Origin of the sequence: Cupriavidus sp. 2TAF22, assembly GCF_052115045.1 — a bacterium.
Lineage (GTDB): Bacteria > Pseudomonadota > Gammaproteobacteria > Burkholderiales > Burkholderiaceae > Cupriavidus.
This window is the reverse complement of sequence record NZ_JBFRFX010000013.1, coordinates 112833-128810: the sequence shown is the minus strand read 5'-3', so window position 1 is coordinate 128810 and position 15978 is coordinate 112833. Positions and strand designations below refer to the sequence as shown.

General features: G+C 67.0%; 15 protein-coding genes. 6 read left to right on the top strand and 9 right to left on the bottom strand.

From position 1 onward, the window contains the following. Window positions 1–7: 7 nt before the first annotated feature. The gene (locus AB4Z48_RS16990; protein ID WP_441615939.1) at window positions 8–1066 is read right to left on the bottom strand and encodes a helix-turn-helix domain-containing protein; all 1059 of its coding nucleotides are present in this window, start codon (window positions 1064–1066) and stop codon (window positions 8–10) included. Between the two features lie 378 nt (window positions 1067–1444). Between AB4Z48_RS16990 and AB4Z48_RS16985 the strand changes: the two genes are divergently transcribed. Beyond that, on the top strand, window positions 1445–1840 hold the full coding sequence (locus tag AB4Z48_RS16985; protein WP_441615938.1) for an avidin/streptavidin family protein: 396 nt from the start codon (window positions 1445–1447) through the stop codon (window positions 1838–1840). A gap of 4 nt (window positions 1841–1844) precedes the next feature. Here AB4Z48_RS16985 and AB4Z48_RS16980 read toward each other — a convergent pair whose 3' ends face one another. Beyond that, complete coding sequence (locus AB4Z48_RS16980) at window positions 1845–2648, bottom strand: BPL-N domain-containing protein (protein WP_441615936.1); 804 nt, start codon at window positions 2646–2648, stop codon at window positions 1845–1847. 146 nt (window positions 2649–2794) lie between these two features. Here AB4Z48_RS16980 and AB4Z48_RS16975 point away from each other — a divergent pair, with 146 nt between their 5' ends. Then, complete coding sequence (locus AB4Z48_RS16975; RefSeq protein ID WP_441615934.1) at window positions 2795–3496, top strand: GntR family transcriptional regulator; 702 nt, start codon at window positions 2795–2797, stop codon at window positions 3494–3496. Window positions 3497–3501: 5 nt separating this feature from the next. On the opposite strand, the gene AB4Z48_RS16970 is transcribed toward AB4Z48_RS16975, so the two are convergent. The 7 genes from AB4Z48_RS16970 to accB are packed head-to-tail and all read right to left on the bottom strand — an operon-like array spanning window position 3502 to window position 11610. Continuing rightward, a complete protein-coding gene (locus AB4Z48_RS16970) occupies window positions 3502–4671 on the bottom strand; it encodes a thiolase C-terminal domain-containing protein (RefSeq protein ID WP_441615932.1) in 1170 nt (389 codons plus the stop codon). A gap of 10 nt (window positions 4672–4681) precedes the next feature. Further along, window positions 4682–6226, bottom strand: coding sequence for an AMP-binding protein (locus AB4Z48_RS16965; RefSeq protein WP_441615930.1), 1545 nt, complete (start codon window positions 6224–6226; stop codon window positions 4682–4684). Beyond that, window positions 6223–6678: a Zn-ribbon domain-containing OB-fold protein gene (locus AB4Z48_RS16960; RefSeq protein WP_441615928.1), complete on the bottom strand. Its 456-nt coding sequence runs from the start codon at window positions 6676–6678 to the stop codon at window positions 6223–6225. Before AB4Z48_RS16960 ends, AB4Z48_RS16965 begins: the two co-directional genes overlap by 4 nt. 10 nt (window positions 6679–6688) lie before the next feature. Further along, window positions 6689–8191 (bottom strand): carboxylase, encoded by a 1503-nt coding sequence (locus AB4Z48_RS16955; protein ID WP_441615926.1) that lies wholly within the window; start codon window positions 8189–8191, stop codon window positions 6689–6691. A gap of 4 nt (window positions 8192–8195) precedes the next feature. Next, window positions 8196–9665, bottom strand: coding sequence for a hypothetical protein (locus AB4Z48_RS16950; protein WP_441615924.1), 1470 nt, complete (start codon window positions 9663–9665; stop codon window positions 8196–8198). Further along, window positions 9662–11113, bottom strand: coding sequence for an acetyl-CoA carboxylase biotin carboxylase subunit (accC, locus tag AB4Z48_RS16945; protein WP_441615922.1), 1452 nt, complete (start codon window positions 11111–11113; stop codon window positions 9662–9664). Before accC ends, AB4Z48_RS16950 begins: the two co-directional genes overlap by 4 nt. Window positions 11114–11115: 2 nt before the next feature. Next, window positions 11116–11610 (bottom strand): acetyl-CoA carboxylase biotin carboxyl carrier protein, encoded by a 495-nt coding sequence (gene accB, locus AB4Z48_RS16940; protein WP_441615921.1) that lies wholly within the window; start codon window positions 11608–11610, stop codon window positions 11116–11118. Between the two features lie 146 nt (window positions 11611–11756). Between accB and AB4Z48_RS16935 the strand changes: the two genes are divergently transcribed. Genes AB4Z48_RS16935 through AB4Z48_RS16920 form a run of 4 tightly spaced genes read left to right on the top strand, consistent with a single transcriptional unit; the run spans window position 11757 to window position 15968 of the window. Beyond that, window positions 11757–11981 (top strand): biotin/lipoyl-binding carrier protein, encoded by a 225-nt coding sequence (locus AB4Z48_RS16935; protein WP_441615919.1) that lies wholly within the window; start codon window positions 11757–11759, stop codon window positions 11979–11981. 5 nt (window positions 11982–11986) lie between these two features. Next, a complete protein-coding gene (locus tag AB4Z48_RS16930) occupies window positions 11987–12766 on the top strand; it encodes a GntR family transcriptional regulator (RefSeq protein ID WP_441615917.1) in 780 nt (259 codons plus the stop codon). Then, window positions 12763–14340, top strand: a complete 1578-nt coding sequence (locus tag AB4Z48_RS16925) for a class I adenylate-forming enzyme family protein (RefSeq protein ID WP_441615915.1) — start codon at window positions 12763–12765, stop codon at window positions 14338–14340. Before AB4Z48_RS16930 ends, AB4Z48_RS16925 begins: the two co-directional genes overlap by 4 nt. Next, complete coding sequence (locus AB4Z48_RS16920; RefSeq protein ID WP_441615913.1) at window positions 14337–15968, top strand: acyl-CoA carboxylase subunit beta; 1632 nt, start codon at window positions 14337–14339, stop codon at window positions 15966–15968. Before AB4Z48_RS16925 ends, AB4Z48_RS16920 begins: the two co-directional genes overlap by 4 nt. Window positions 15969–15978 lie beyond the last annotated feature (10 nt).

The window sequence follows — 15978 nt, the reverse complement described above, 5'->3', positions numbered from 1 at the left end:
GGCCCGGCTATGTGAAGCGCTCCCGTGCTGCCTGCTTGCGCTGGAGCAACGGCGCGTACTCGTGCAATTCCCGTGGCGCGATGTCGAAGGCGCGGCGGAATGCGCGCGTAAAGCTCGACGCATCATTGAAACCCAACCCCAGGGCAATATCCTGGACCTCCATATGCGGAAAGCGCACAAGCTCATCGGCCGCCATTCGCAGCCTGCGGCTGCGGATATAGGCGGCCAGGCCGCCTTCATGCTCAAAGAGACGGTAGACGCTGGCGCGCGAGAGATGCAGCGATGCCAACACGCTGTCAGGCGACAAATCCGGATCGTGCAGATTGGCCTCGACATGTCGCCGCACCTGTCCATAGACGGCAGCGCGTACCGCTGCGCGCCGATTGCCGGAAAGCCCTGCCTGACGGCTGAAAGCGGTGGCGAGTAGCTCTACCGTGGTGAGAAAGCGCTGACGCGCTTCCTGCCGGTCGAGACCGCTGATTTGTCGGTTTAATGCAACGAGATGCTCAATGATCAGGCGTGTCAAGGGGGTGGTGGCTTGAATCGAGCGACCATGCAGCGAGGCGGCATCGGGAAACGAGCTTTCCACCAGATCGCGTGGCACAAAAAGGAGCAGTATCCGGCCATCAAAATTCCGGATTGTGCACGGCTGGTCCATGTCCAGCGCGAGGATACTTGGCGCGTGCGGTATCTGTGGCGCGTCGAGCCGTGGCTTGCCGTTCAGGAACTGCCCCGGCGGCCCTTCAAGGAACACGCTGAAGCTTATGTCATGAATGCTCTCGGTCGATACCCGGCCCAACGATCGCACGGCCAGGTTCGGCCCGGTGCGGAAGTCGAAGAGGCTCAGATTGTCGATCGTGTAGCGAGACAGCGATGCGTCGAACCTATCCTCGGCTTGCTTTGACGAAGGCCGTATGTCGTAGACAGGGCTCATGCGCTCCTGCCAGGCCCGGAAGCTTTGACGGGCGTCGCCCTGCACGCTGAAATTGCTGTGCACGATGCCGGGCGCAAGCGTCGGCGGCTCTGGCGGCAATAACAAGCGGCCGTGTAGCGGGTCGTCGTTCAATGCAGCGCTCCTGGCTGATTTTCGTCCAGATAGGGTCCGCCCCGTGTGGCTGAACTTTATGTTGAGCCACCAGCCCGCGCGGAGCGAGCTATGGCAGGTTGCCAAGCATATCAGTACTTGTTTTGCCGGAGCACACAGCGAGCGGCTCGCCGGAAAAGCGATGGCTTTCAGTACTCGGAAAACCACACACGATCCTGAGCGCGGACCGCCTGCCGGCGGCCGCTTTCGAGGAGGGATAGCGTCTCTCCCGGGTCGACATCGCGGCCAGCGCGTGGTGCCCGGGCAATCCCGACAAAGTTGTCCCCGGCAAACCGCTGTCCTAAACTAAGTGCGCAGTTCTCCCCGTTCAAACATGCTGGGCAATACCAAGGAGACACCATGACAATCCGGGTCGGACGATGGCTCAGCCGCAACGGCGGCGGGCTCGAAATCCTCTCCATCGGGCCGGGTGCCCACTTTACCGGGCGCTACCAGACCAAGGTCGGGAAGCCCGATCCCAGCGCCTGGTTCGAGACGCACGGCATGACCGACGGCGCGCTGATCGGATTCACGGTGCTCTGGAAGAACCAAGCTGAGCAGCATGCCTCGCTGACCACCTTTGCCGGTCGCTACCTAGCCGCGGGCGAGCAGGATGGCCTGGGCGATCCATCGCGCGAGCGCATCGAGGCCCAATGGGTACTGGCCCGTCGCTACGAGGACGATGATCCCGCCAAGCCGCACGCCATGTGGGAGACCTTTATCTCCAACTCCGCCATCTGGTACTGGACGCCCTGAGCGGTCAACCCAGCGCGAGCCCGGCATGGAACAGTAACTGGCGGAACACCGCCAGTCGCGCCTCGCCCGTCTGCGCCAGCCTCTGGCAGACGTGGATGTGCGCGGTCCTGTCGCTGTGACCTAGCAAGGCGTCCTTGCACTCGCGCTCCGAGATCTCCAGGTGCACGCCGGTCAGGATCGCGCTGCCCTTGCCCACGCGTGAGCTCACGATCGCGGGCGGGTCGCCTTCGATGCCGGTATAAACGGCCAGGACCTGGGTCTCCGGCCCCGGCGCATCGCCGAAATCGAAGCGGCAGCCGCCGTGGTAGTGCGTGTAGAGCGACACCGGCGCAGCGGTCAGCCGTTCCGTCGTCCGGATCTCCACCGCGGCGGTGCTGCGCGGCGTGCCGTCATAGGCGACGCCTCCCGTGAGTTCGGGCAAGGAGCCCACCGCAACCGCGTCCACGAAGCTCAGCTCCCGCGTGCCGCAGATCTCGCCCGCGCTGCCGGCGTGAAAGGCGAGTTCCCTGCAGGCGTAGTACGCACCCGCGCAGATGCCCAGGTAGACCCCGCCTTGTTCGACAAAGCGCCGGATGCGCGCGTTGGGGGCGCCGTTCAGCGCTGCGCAATAGGGCAGGTCGGCGCCACCCGGCATGACGAACAGCACTGCGTCATCGAACAGCGATGCGTCATGCCGGATGTCATCGGCCATGACCGTGCGGATCTCGTACATACCGGAACGAAGCTGCTGCCCGATGGTGCGCATCAGGCGCGCGGTGCCGTCGGAGGTGCCGGCATCGATATAGGTCAGGATCTGGGGCTTTGACATGATGGTTCGTCGTGATTCGTCGTGGTTTAGCGCAGTCTGTCTTCACGGCTCGTGATCTTGCGCGCGCAGTTGTGGTCTAATCTCGTGCTTACATTGCGTTTGTCTACAATCGTAGTTTCATAATTGCGCAGTTTCGAGCTTTCGACATGACCACACAATCCAATCGTCCCGCCAGCCGCCAGCTGAGGACACTGCCCGAGCAGATCGCCGACAGCATCTTCACTGCCATCGCGAATGGCGAATACGCCCCGGGCGAGCGTATCCGTGAAGAAGCGCTGGCCGAGCAGTTCGCGGTCAGCCGCGGACCGGTGCGCGAGGCCTTGCGCATCCTTGAGAAGGATTCGGTGGTGAACATCCTGCCCAACAAGGGCGCCCACGTCACCCAGCTATCGATCAAGGAGGTTGCAGACATCTTCGAGATTCGCGGCAAGCTTTCCGGCACCATGGTAAGCCGGCTAAGCCCGGAAGAGGCGGCGCAGATTGCGGCGACCATCGATGCCGACGTGCGCGCGCTGGAAACGCTGGCGCAGGAGGCGGATAGCACCGTCGCCTTCATCGAAACCTCGTTCCGCCTCGGGCGCGTCATGCGCGAGGCTTGCACCAATGAGCGCCTGGCCGAGATCCTGGGTTCGCTGGCGCGGCAGACGCTGCGTTACACCCAGCTTGGCCTGTCCACGCCGGCACGGCGCAAGGAATCGGCCCGCAACTGGCGCACGCTGCAAAAGGGCCTCAAGTCGGGCAACCTCGATGCCGCGGCGGAAGCGGCCGAGAAGCTGATCGGCGATTCGATGCGCGAGGCGATCAGGCAGCTCGAAGCGCAGCGGGATGCCGCGCCGCGCACCGTCTGAATCGGCTAAGCCGTTCCCAGCACCATCACCATATACGCGGACATCACCAGGCCGCCCGCCTGCACCAGGCAGTTGCGGGCGCCAGGCACCTGGCGCTCCCCGCAATCCCCGCGTAGCTGACGGACCGACTCGATCATCAGCGGCATGCCGAACATGCCGCCGTGATTGAAGGACAGGCCGCCGCCCGAGGTATTCAGCGGAAATGCCCCGCCCGGCGCAATGCGCCCGCCTCGCACGAAGGCGCCGCTCTCGCCGCGCCCGCAGAATCCCAGCTCCTCCAGGCCGATCAGCACGTTGCTGGTGAACGCGTCGTAGATCTGCACGATGTCGATCTCGCTACGGCTCAGGCTGGCGCGCTCCAGCGCCAGCCGGCCCATCTCCGCGAGCACGCCATTGTCGATCCAGTCGTCCATGCCAAACGGCGTGGCGTGCTGGATATATTGCTCCGCGAACCCTTGCACCAGCACCGGCGGACGGCGCAAGTCGCGCGCGCGCCCGGTCCGCACCAGCACCATGGCGCCGGCGCTGTCGGTGACCTGGCAGATATCGAGCTTGCGCAGCGGGTCGGCGACCATGGGCGAGGCCAGGTAGTCGGCCATGGTCAGCGGCTCGCGCGCGACCGCATTCGGATTGCGCTGTGCCCAGCGCCTCGCCGCGATCGCGACTTCCCCAAGGTCTTCGGCAAGCGTGCCGTAGCGATGCATGTGCAGGCGTGCCTGCATCGCGTAGAAGCCGATCGGGCTCAGCATGCCGTACGGCTGCACGAACTGGCCGTTCGGCATGCGGGCATCCTGCGCATGGCCGCCGCGCGCGCGGCTGCGGTCCAGGCGCTGCGTGCTGCCATAGGTGATCAGCGCCACATTGCACAGTCCCGCCTCCATCGCCGCCATTGCATGGGCGATATGCGTCAGGTTGGATTGCCCGCCGACCACGGTGCTGTCGACATAGCGCGGTTGCAGCCCCATGTGCTCGGTCACCAGCAAGCCGGCGGCGCGGTCGTCCCAGTGCGCGAAGACGGCGTCGATGTCGGAGGGCTTCAGCCCCGCGTCCAGGATCGCGAGCCGCGCCGCGTCGCATTGCAGCGACAACGCGGTGTCGCCCGGCAGGGCCTTGCCCATGCCGGCCTCGCCGACGCCCGCGATGGCATAGCGGCCACTCAGTGCTTTCGGGTCCATGTCCATCCTTTCAAACCGGCTTTGATGCAGCCGTAAGCTGCGCTCGCACATCCTTCTTCAGCACCTTGCCGACCGGGCTGCGTGGCAGCGTGGGCCAGAACTCGACCTGCTTGGGCGTCTTCAGGCTGCCGAAGCGCTTGCGGCACAGCTCGACGATCTCGTCGGCGGTGGCATTGCAACCGGGCTTGAGCTCGATCACGGCGGTCAGGCGTTCGCCCCAGTCGGCGTCGGGTATGCCGACCACGGCGCAGTCCTGCACCGCCGGGTGGCCCCAGATCACCTGCTCGATCTCGCTCGGGTAGATGTTGAAGCCGCCGGAGATGACCATGTCCTTCTTGCGATCGACCACATACAGGTAGCCGTTCTCGTCAAACACGCCGATGTCGCCGGTGTGGTGCCAGCCAAAGGCGCGCGCCTCGGCGGTGGCTTCGGGGTTGTTGTAGTAGCCGGGCGAGACGAGGTCGCCGCGGGCCACGATCTCGCCGCGTTCGCCCGTGCCCACGATATTGCCCTCGTCGTCCATCAGCGCCACCTCGCAGGCGCCCGAGGGGCGGCCGGCGGAGCCGAGGTGCTTGTCGAGTTCGGGGTCGTCGTGCACGAAATGATCCTTGCGCGACAGGCAGGTGATGACACCGGGCACTTCCGACTGGCCGTAGCTCTGCATGAACACCTGGCCCCAGAGGGCGATGCCTTCGCGCAGCTTGTCGACCGACATCGGCGCGGCACCATACAGCACGTACTCGAGCGAGGAGCAGTCGCGTGTGCGCGCATCGGGGTGGGCGAGCAGGCGATAGATCATGGTCGGCGGCAGGAAGATATGCGTCACGCGTTCGCGCTCGATCGCTTCGAGGATCACGCCCGGATCGGCCGACGCAGCGATCACGTTGCGCGCGCCGATGCGTGCCAGTGCCACCATCGTGGCGCCCGCGGCATGCGTGAGCGGCGCCACCACCAGGTGCACGGGGTCCTTGCGCGGTGGCGTGAACTGGTTGCTGATCCGGTAGGCCGTCTCGAGCGAGCGGTGGCTCTGCATGATCGCCTTCGGACGGCCCGTGGTGCCGCCGGACGACTTGATGATGGCGATGTCGTCCGCTTCGCGCCGCACCGTCACGCGCGTCCCGGCGAAGTCCTTCACCCATTGCGCGATGCAGTGGCCGTTCGGCTCCAGCGGCTCCGTCAGCCCGATGACGCGCCTGAGCGTCGGGATCTCCTGCTTCAGGCGTTCCAGGTGCGGCGCGTACTGCGGATGGCAGATCAGCACGGTGATCTCGCAGAAACTGGCGAACCAGATGATGTCCTCGATGGGATCGCGCGCGTTGAGCGGCACGAAGACCGCACCGCTGCGCATCACGCCCAGCATCGCCGGCAGCACCATCGGATGATTGGGCGACAGCATGCCGACGTGCGTGCCCGGTTGCACGTCGCGCACCAGCGCGGCGGCAACCGCGTGCGATGCGCCGGCCGCGTCCTGGTAGCTCAGGCGCACGTCGCCTCCCTGGACGAAGATGCGGTCGGGATATGCCGTGGCGCCGGCGTCGAAGGAATCGATGATCATGGTTTGTCTCTGGTATCGGGAACGGGCCGGGCATTGGCGCTGCCCGTGAGCCGGAACATCGGCAGTGCGACGTCGTCGCTGATGCGTTCGAAGCACACCTCGACCGGCGCGCCGACGGCAAGGCAATCGGGGTCGGCGTCGACAATGCCTGCCAGCATGCGCACGCCCTCGTCGAGCTCGATCATGCCGATCGCATACGGCACGTCCGACGCGAAGGCGGGATGCGCGGCGACGTGGCACACGGTGTAGGTATAGATCCGCCCGTGGCCGCTCGCCTGCACCCATTCGAGCTGGTCGGACAGGCATTGCGTGCAGAAGCGGCGCGGGTAGAACTGGTGGCGCGTACAGGCCGGGCAATACTGTATTTCGAGCCGGCCTTCGTGCGCCGCCTGCCAGTAGTGCGCGGTCTCGGCGGTGGGAATCGGCTGCGGCCTTGCGAGGGAAACGTTCATGTGGCGCTCCTCAGTTCGCGCTCAGCGAGAACTCGCTGCCGCGGACCTGCACCTTCGCCTTGCTCTGGCGCTGTGCCAGGCCGGCCACGAGATCGACGACCGGGTGGTGGACGCTGAAGCTGTCGCCCGTGCCCGTCGGCGCCAGGCCGTTTACCTTCTCGTCGCCGTACATATAGCGCAGCAGCAGTTCGTCGTCGCCCATGTTCTTGTAGCGCTGGCGCAAGCCCGGCAGCACCGGTTCGATCACGGGGGGCGTCAGGCTCACATCCTTCGAGCCGTTGGCGATGACCTTGTCCTTCACGTTCGCGTCGACCGGCAGCGGCAGGGCGCCGAAATACCCGCAGACGTACTTCTTCACTTCATCCGGGACGGCCTTGTAGCGCTCGCCGTTGATGACATTCATCACCGCCTGCGCCCCGATGATCGCGGGATAGGGCGTGACCATGATCGGCGAGCCGAGCTCCACCCGCACCCGCCCGATCTCTTCCAGCACCGCCGGCAGCTTGTCGGAAATGCCGGCGAGCTTGAGCTGAGATTCCAGGTTGCTCATCGCGCCGCCCGCGTACTGGGTGATGTAGTGGCTGGGCTCGTATTCGGCAGGCACGCCGACCGGATGGCCTTCCCGCTCGGCCAGCGCGCCAAGATACGCGCCCACTTCGTCGAGCAAGTCGTCATTGACCACCACGTCGAAGCCGATCTCGCGCAGGTTGCGCGCAATCATCTGGCTGGCCGGCAGCGAATTGCCATTGGCCATCGGGTCCACCGCCGTCAGGATGCTGTCGGCGCCGTGCACCGCGGCCTCGAGTGCGAGCAGCGGCCCGAGTCCGGTCAGGCAGTGGGTGTTGAATTCCAGTCGTGCTCGATCACCGATGGCCTGCTTCATTGCCGGCACCAGGGTGCGTACGCGGTCGATCGTCAGGATGCCGGCCGCATCGGCCAGCGTGACGGTCTGCACGCCAAAGCGCTCGACGGCCTCGCGCGCCTTGCGCGCATACAAGGCGTCGTCATAGCCGGGCGCGATGTTGTAGCCGAGCAAGAGCGTCACGTTGGCGCCGAGCCGGCGCGCCGTGGCGATGCTGGGGGCGAGGTTGTCCGAGCACATCAGCGCATCGAAGATGCCGATGTCGCGGACGCCGTTGGCGATCTGCCGCTCGACGAAGAGCTCGGTGATGTCGTCGGCCACCGGAAAGAAGCCGCGCATCAGGTTGCTGCGGATGGCGGCGCGCAGCGGCGTGCGCGTGAAGCGCTCGCGCAGCAGGCGGATGCGTTCGAACGGGTCCTGGTTCAGGAACAGCACGCTGGCATCGAACTGCACCAGCGCGATCGCCTGCAGCGACAGGAAGCCGGCCTGGTCCATGCGTTCCGCTATCGGCAGCATGTGCTCGGTGCGCATGCGGGTGGCCCACAGGCATTGCTGGCCGTCGCGCAGCGTGTCGTCGGTCAGGTGGATGGTGCGGCGCTTGCCGGTGCGCGCGGTTTCCGCGGCGACCAGTTTCTTGAGGTCTTCGAGCATGAGTTCAGCCCTCCGTGCCCTGGAGTTGGATCGAAACGCCGGGGCCCTGCACGCTGAGTTGCGCATAGGGTGCGGCGCGTGCCGTGAGTCCGGCCAGGAGTGCATCCGCTGGCGTGGTGGGTACATAACGCAGCGCGTCTGGTGAAGCCGGTGCAGGAAGCGATTCCGGTGCGACGCCGCAGGCAAGGAAGAGCACCAGCGCCGCGTCATTCGACGTGGGATGTGCCGCGCGCAATGCGGCGAGCGATGGTGCCGCTGCCTTGGGCACCGCACCGACACGCTGGAGCAACCCGGCGTCGACATTGCCTGCCGCCGCGCCGTGAACCTGCTGCAAGGCGCGGCGCACGCCGGGCCGAAGCTCGGCATAGCGCGGCAGGCCCTGCAGGTGCCGCAGCGCCTGTTCCGCAATCGGCCGCGCGAACGGCGCCAGCATCGGCGGCATGCCGATCTCGCTGCGGACCAGCGCGCACTCGTTGGCAAAGGCGTGCAGCTTGTGCGTCAGCCCCAGTTCGGCCAGCCGTTGCATGCACTGCGCAGCGACTTCGCCCGGCAACTGGTGTGCGTAGGGGGCGAGGTCAAAGACCCACGGGCGGGCCGGCGCGAAGCCGTGGCGATCGGCCAGTTCCGCGAGCAGGCGGCCGGCGTCGCCCACGGCGTGCAGTGTCTGCTCGCTCGCCGGTGTTCCCAGGGCCAGCATGCGCAGCGATTTCAGCAGCGTGCCCAGCGCCGGCACCGAGGCGCCGTTGGCGAGCGGCGCGAACGCGGTGTCGAGCCCGGCGATACCCAGCCGTATCGCCTCCAGCGCAACCATGGGACCGAGCGCGGTCTGGCAGCGCAGATGCAGATCCAGCGGCGTGGCGCCCGGTCCCGTGCCCAGTCCCGCGCGCAGCGCGGGCAGCAGCGTGGCCAGGCGGTCCGGGGTCAGCAGGCCGGCTTCGTCGCGCAGCATCACGCGGGCCGCGCCTGCCTCGGCCAGGGCCGCGGCCTGCTCCTGCAACGCATCGTCGCTGTGCGTGGAGCCGGGCGCGAACGGCAGGGCCGCGATCATGGTCAGGCCGAGCGCCTTGCCAGCCTTCAGCACCGGCGCGATACGCGCGATCTCCACCATCGGGTCGAGCAGCACGATCTCGGACACGCCGCGCTGCGCCAGTTCGCGCAACCACAGCGTGACGGCCTCGGTCGGTAGCACATCGATGCCGCGCCTGCCATGTTCCGTCAGCAGCGCAATGGCGGCGCGCAGCGCAATGCCGGGGCAGCGTTCGCGCAGCAGCGCGATGCGCTGCCAGGGGTCTTCGCCCCTCGTCACGCATTGCTGCAGCGTGGCCGGGGAGGCGACTTCGATCGCCGCCGGGGCGGCCGCCGCCAGCCGCGCGGCGACGGCAAGCATCATCGGGGTCGTCATGGCGCCGGCCCAGCGCGCGCTCTGGCCGTCGGTCAGGCTGACGTCGGTGTAACGCAGGGCGGGCGTGCTCATGACTTCACCTCGGCGGCAGCCAGTGCCTGCTTGGCGGCCTGCGCAGCGGCCTTTTGCTCCGCCTTGCGCTGCGGCAGGAAGGTATCTTCGACCCAGCGCGTCGTGACCCGGCCGCCGACGAAGTCTTCATGCGCCAGCACGGCGTCATGGAAGCGCGCGGTCGTGGTCGGGCCTTCGACCTGCAGGCCTTCCAGTGCGGCGCGCATGCGCGCGATGGCTTGCTCGCGCGTGGCCGCATGCACGATCAGCTTGCCGAGCAGCGAATCGTAGTAGGGCGGCACGGTGTAGCCGGCATAGCAATGCGTATCGACGCGGATGCCTTCGCCGCTTGGCACGTCCCAGCGCGAGATCAGCCCCGGACGCGGCAGGAAGTTGCGGTCCGGGTCCTCGGCGTTGATGCGGCATTCGATGGCATGTCCCTGCAGCTGGACGTCGTCCTGCGTGAACGACAGCGGCAGCCCGGCCGCAACCCGGATCTGCTCGGCGACCAGGTCGAAGCCGGTGATCATCTCCGTCACCGGGTGCTCGACCTGGATGCGCGTGTTCATCTCCAGGAAGAAGTACTTGTTATCGCGCTGGTCGACCACGAACTCGATCGTGCCCGCGCCGCAGTAGCCGGCGTTACGTGTCAGGCTCACCGCGCACTCGCCCATGGCCTGGCGCATTGCCGCATCGACCGCCGGGGAGGGTGCCTCTTCGATCAGCTTCTGGTGGCGGCGCTGCGTCGAGCATTCGCGTTCGCCAAGGTAGACCACGTTGCCGTGCGCATCGGCCATCACCTGGATCTCGATATGGCGCGCATGCTCGATGAATTTCTCCATATACAGCGTGGCGTCGCCGAACGCGGACTGCGCCTCGTTGGCGGCCGAGCTCATCAGCGATTCAAGTTCGCTTTCTTCCCTGACCACCCGCATGCCGCGCCCGCCGCCGCCGGCGGTGGCCTTGATCAGCACCGGGTAGCCGATCTGCGCCCCGACGTGGCGCGCATGCGCCACATCGGCCAGCGCGCCGGAGCCGGGTACGCGCGGTACGCCAGCCTGCTCGGCCAGGCCCACGGCGGTGATCTTGTCACCCATCGCATCGATGGCTTCGGCAGACGGCCCCACGAACACCAGCCCGGCCTTGATGCAGGCGCGCACGAACGACGAGCGTTCGGACAGGAAGCCGTAGCCGGGATGCACCGCGTCGCAGCCAGTGCGCAAAGCCGCCTCGACGATCTTGTCGGCACGCAGGTAGCTCTCGGCAGCGAGCGGGGGACCGAGCACGACCATTTCGTCGGCCAGCCTGGCGGCTAGCGTATCGGTGTCCGCTTCGGAGACACCTGCCACCGCCTCGATACCCAGGGTGCGGCAGGCGCGAATCACGCGCACGGCGATTTCGCCACGGTTGGCGACGAACACGCGCCGGATATCGCGCTTTGCCACGGGGGCTTGTGCATTGTTGTTCATATTCAGCCCTCCTGTGCCGGCTTCATCAGCATCACGATCTGGCCGTGCTGCACCGGCTTGCCGTCCTCGACCACGATGCGCTCGACGGTGCCTGCCACTTCGGCCTTGACCGAGTTGAACATCTTCATCACCTCGACCAGACACACCGTGTCGCCGATATCGACCGTGCTGCCCACCGCGACAAAGGCCGGCTGGTCGGGGCTGGGGTGCAGATAGAAGGTGCCGACCATCGGCGCGCGTACCGCAACCAGGCCCGCAGGCACGTCTTCAAGAGGGGGTGGCGCGGCAGACGCACCGGTGGTGCCGGGGGCTTGCGCCGCAGGCACGGCGGCGCGCGGGGCGGCGGACTGCGGTGCCCGCTCTGGCGCGAACGCCGCGGCCCCGGGCTTGCGGGCATGCAGCGCGAACTCGCCGACCGTCACGTCCAGCGATTCCAGGTGTTCAGCGCTGTCGAGGATTTCGAGGATACGACGTACGTCGGTATGGGAAAGGGGCATGGCTTTGTCTCCATCTACGGAAGTGTGCGCGTCTTCGTCAGCGCATGGATTCATTAAATCATGCTCACATTCCTATTGTCAACAATCGTAATGTAGAATAAAGTCCAGTCATCCGACGTGGGGTCGGGCTAATTCAGGAACTCGACATGACGACAGAGACGATTCGATCCGAGATCACCGGCACCGTGTGGAAGGTAGTGGTGGAACCAGGCACCGCGCTGCAGGCCGACGACACCATCATGATTCTCGAATCGATGAAGATGGAGATCCCGGTGCTGGCGCCCGAAGTCGGCAGGGTCCTCAAGCTGCTGATCGCCGAGGGCGAGCCGGTGCGCGAAGGGCAGGAAATCGCGGTCTTCGAAGAAGAGTGAGCGCCATGAAGCACCCGGACGCGGCAGGGGACTCGCAAGGGGCGCCGATGCGCGCCGGCGCGAGCCATCACTTGCAGACGGTGCCGGAGCAGATCGCAGAGCGCATCTTCGCGGCCATCGAACGGGGCGAGTACGCGCCGGGCGAACGCATCCGCGAAGAAACGCTCGCCGAGCAGTTCGCGGTGAGCCGCGGACCGGTGCGCGAAGCGTTGCGCATCCTGGAGAAGGACTCGGTCGTGCGCATCCTGCCCAATCGTGGCGCCCACGTCACGCAGCTCTCCATCAAGGAGGTCTGCGACCTCTTCGATATCCGCCGCGACCTGGTGGCCGCGATGATCCGCCGGCTTGGCCGCCGCAACGATGCGGTCATTGCCTGGATCGACGCCGAAGTGCGCGAGCTTGAAACGGTGGTGCAGGGCTGCGGCCCGGGCGACGCCTATCTCGCCATCATCGACCGCCTGGGCCGCATGCTGGCCGACAGTTCCGGCAACGAGCGGCTCGCTGAAATCCTGGGCTCGCTGGCGCGGCAGACGCGGCGCTACGCCAGGCTCGGGCTGGCCACCGCGGCGCGACGCGAAGCATCGGCACGCATCTGGCGGACGCTGCTGAACGACCTGAAGGCCGGCGACGCGAACCGCGCGGCCAATGCCATCGAACAACTGATCGACGCTTCGCGCCACGAAGCCGTGAGGCAACTGGAGGCGGACACGGCGAGCGCCGGGCGCGAAGCCGCCGGACACGAAAGGGCGAGTGCCGCCCTCCGAACAAAGGACTTGCTCCAATGAGTGCAAAGAGAATCGCAGGCCATGCCCTGTCATGGGCCGCAGCGCAGTTTCGCGACCGGCCCGCGGTCGTGTTCCGCGACCGCAGCTTCAGCTATACGCAGATCGAACGGCGCAGCAATCAGCTCGCCAACGCGCTGATCGGCCTGGAACTGCGTCCCGGCGAACGGCTTGCCGTGCTGCTCAACAACTCGGTGGAGAGCATCGACAGCCAGTTCGGCGCCGAAAAGGCGGCGCAGGCCTACGTGGCCCTGAACGCGCGCCACACCTTGCGCGAGCAGGCGGCGATCCTCAACGACGCCGAGGCTTCGGTGCTGATCGCCGGCGCCGAGTTTCGCGAGATTGCGCAGCAGGTGCGCCATCACGTGCCGTCGCTGCGGCACGTGATCGGCGTGGGCTGGCATGACGCCGGCGTGCTCGGGTTCGATGCGCTGCTCGCCCGCGCTTCGGACCGTTTCCCGGGCCTTGAGGTGCCGGCCGGTCTGCTGCTGCGAATCGCCTACACCTCGGGGACGACCGGCCAGCCGAAGGGCGTTGCCTATAGCATCGAGCGCTGGGAAGCACGCCTGGCCAACCAGTTTGGTGCCATGGAATACGGCCTCGGCATCGATGACGCGATGCTTCACGCCGGCCCGCTCACACACGCGGCCGGGGTGCACCTGCTGCCGTGCTACTTGCGTGGGGCACGCAATATCGTGGCCGACCGCTTCGATGCCGGGCAGGTGCTGGCGCAGATCGCCAGCGATCGCATCACCCAGTTGATGGTGGTGCCTACCATGCTGAGCCGCCTGCTTGAAGCGCTGGCCGCCAACCCCGCCGCGGACGTGTCTGCCCTGCGGCGCGTGCACTACGGCACCGCGCCGACGCCAACCAGCACGATCCATGAGGCGCTGCAGCGGCTGGGTCCGATCCTGCGCCAGCAATACGGCATGACCGAAGCGGTCCAGCCCTTGTCCGTGCTCTACCCGCACGAGCACCTGGAGCACGGCCAGCCCTCGGCGCGCATCGCCTCGTGCGGCCGGCCGACCATGAATGTCGGGATCACGGTGCGCGATGCCGACGGGCAAGCCTTGCAGACCGGTGAGGTGGGCGAGATCGCACTGGCGCACCAGGGCATCGGCGCCGTGGCGTTCTGGCGCCGGCCAGACCTGGAGCGCGAATCCATCCGTGACGGCTGGTATTACAGCGGCGACCTTGGCCGCTTCGACGACGAAGGCTTTCTCTACATCGTCGGCCGCAACAAGGACATGATGATCAGCGGCGGCTTCAACGTCTATGCGCGCGAAGTCGAGGACGCGCTGCACGCGCATCCGGCTGTAGCGGAGGTGGCGGTGCTGGGCCTGCCCGACGCCGAGTGGGGCGAGGTGGTCGCGGCATTCGTGGTGCGCCGGCCCGGACAGGGCGGCGACGCCGATGCGCTCGGCCGCCATTGCGCCGGGCTGATCGCCGGCTACAAGAAGCCACGCGTGATCGAGTTTGTCGACGCGCTGCCGCGCAACCATGCCGGCAAGGTGACCAAGAACGACTTGCGCGACGCCTACCTGGCGCGCCATGCAGAAGGAGCGATTTCCAAATGAACACGACTCAGGCAACCCAGCCCGCAACGCAGTCTCCAACCCAACCTGCAACCCAACCTGCCAATGGCGAATGGACGGACGAGCTCCATGAGCTGACACAGCGCCGCGCCATCGCGCATGCACTCGGCGGCGAGGAGCAGGTCGCGCGCCATCACGCACAAGGCAAGCTCACCGCGCGCGAACGTATCGATTACTTGCTCGACGCCGGCAGCTTCGCCGAGATCGGCGTGCTGGCCGGTTCCGTCAAATACGGCGCGGATCGCAAGCGCGAGCAGTTCACGCCCAGCAATGCGGTCGTCGGCATCGGCAAGATCGACGCGCGGCGCACGGTGGTGGCGGCCGACGACTTCACGATCCGCGCCGGCTCGTCCGAAGGCTCGGTATCGGAAAAGTGGATCTACGCTGACCGTTACGCCTGGGAGTACAAGCTGCCGATCGTGCGCATGGTCGACAGCGCCGGCGGCAGCGTCAAGCTGCTCGACAAGCTCGGCCACACCAAGATCCCGGGCTACGCCATGTTGCCGATGACGCAGCTGCTCGGCGCCGTGCCGGTCGTTGGTATCGCGCTGGGCGCCTGCGCGGGCCTTGGCGCGGTGCGGGTCGGTTCCGCCCACCTGTCCATCATGATTCGTGGCAAGAGCCAGGTCTTCGCCGGCGGGCCGCCGGTAGTGAAGCAGGCGCTGGGCCTCGACATCGACAAGGAGGGGCTGGGCGGCTACGACGCGATGCACCGATTCAGCGGCGCGGTGAGCCTGGCCGTCGAAACCGAAGAGCAGGCCCTGGAGGCCACGCGGCGTTTCCTTTCGTACCTTCCCGGCAATGTGTGGGAACAGCCGCCGCGCGTGGCCTGCGAGGATCCGGTCGATCGCTGCGACGAGTGGCTCAACCGCGCGATCCCCGCCGACAAGCGCAAGGTGTTCCAGGCGCGCAAGATCCTGAAGGCGATCTTCGATGAAGGCTCGCTGTTCGAGATGTCGCCGGACTTCGGCGGCTCGACCATCACCTGCCTGGCGCGCCTGAACGGCCATGCGGTAGGCGTGATGACCAACAACCCGATGGTGATGGGCGGCGCCCTGACGCGCGCCGCCGCGCTGAAGATGGCGCGCTTCGTCGACCTGTGCGACACCTTCCACCTGCCCATCGTCAACCTGGCCGATCAACCGGGCGTGATGACCGGCCCCGACGCCGAGCGCGAAGGCACGCTGTCCGCCGCGCTGCAGGCCATGCATGCGATCGAGCAGTCTGGCGTGCCTTGGCTGGCGATCGTGCTGCGGCGTTGCGTGGGCTTGGCCGGCGCCATGCTGAGCCCGTGGCACGGGCCGTCGGGCACCGCGCTGCCGAACCGCTATGCGTGGCCGTCGGCACGCTGGGGCTCGATCCCGGTCGAAGGCGGCGTTGCCGCGGCCTACAAGCAGGACATCGCCGCGGCCGCGGACCCGGTCGCACACCGCCTGGACCTGGAGGCGCACTACCACGCGATCTCCTCGCCGATGCGCACCGCCGAACGCTTCGGTGTGCTCGACATCATCGAACCGGCGAGCACGCGACCGCTGCTTTGCGCCTGGGTCGAAGACGCATACCGGGCCACCGCCCGCCGCCTCGGCCCGGTCGGCCGCACGATGCGCTAAGGGAGGACCA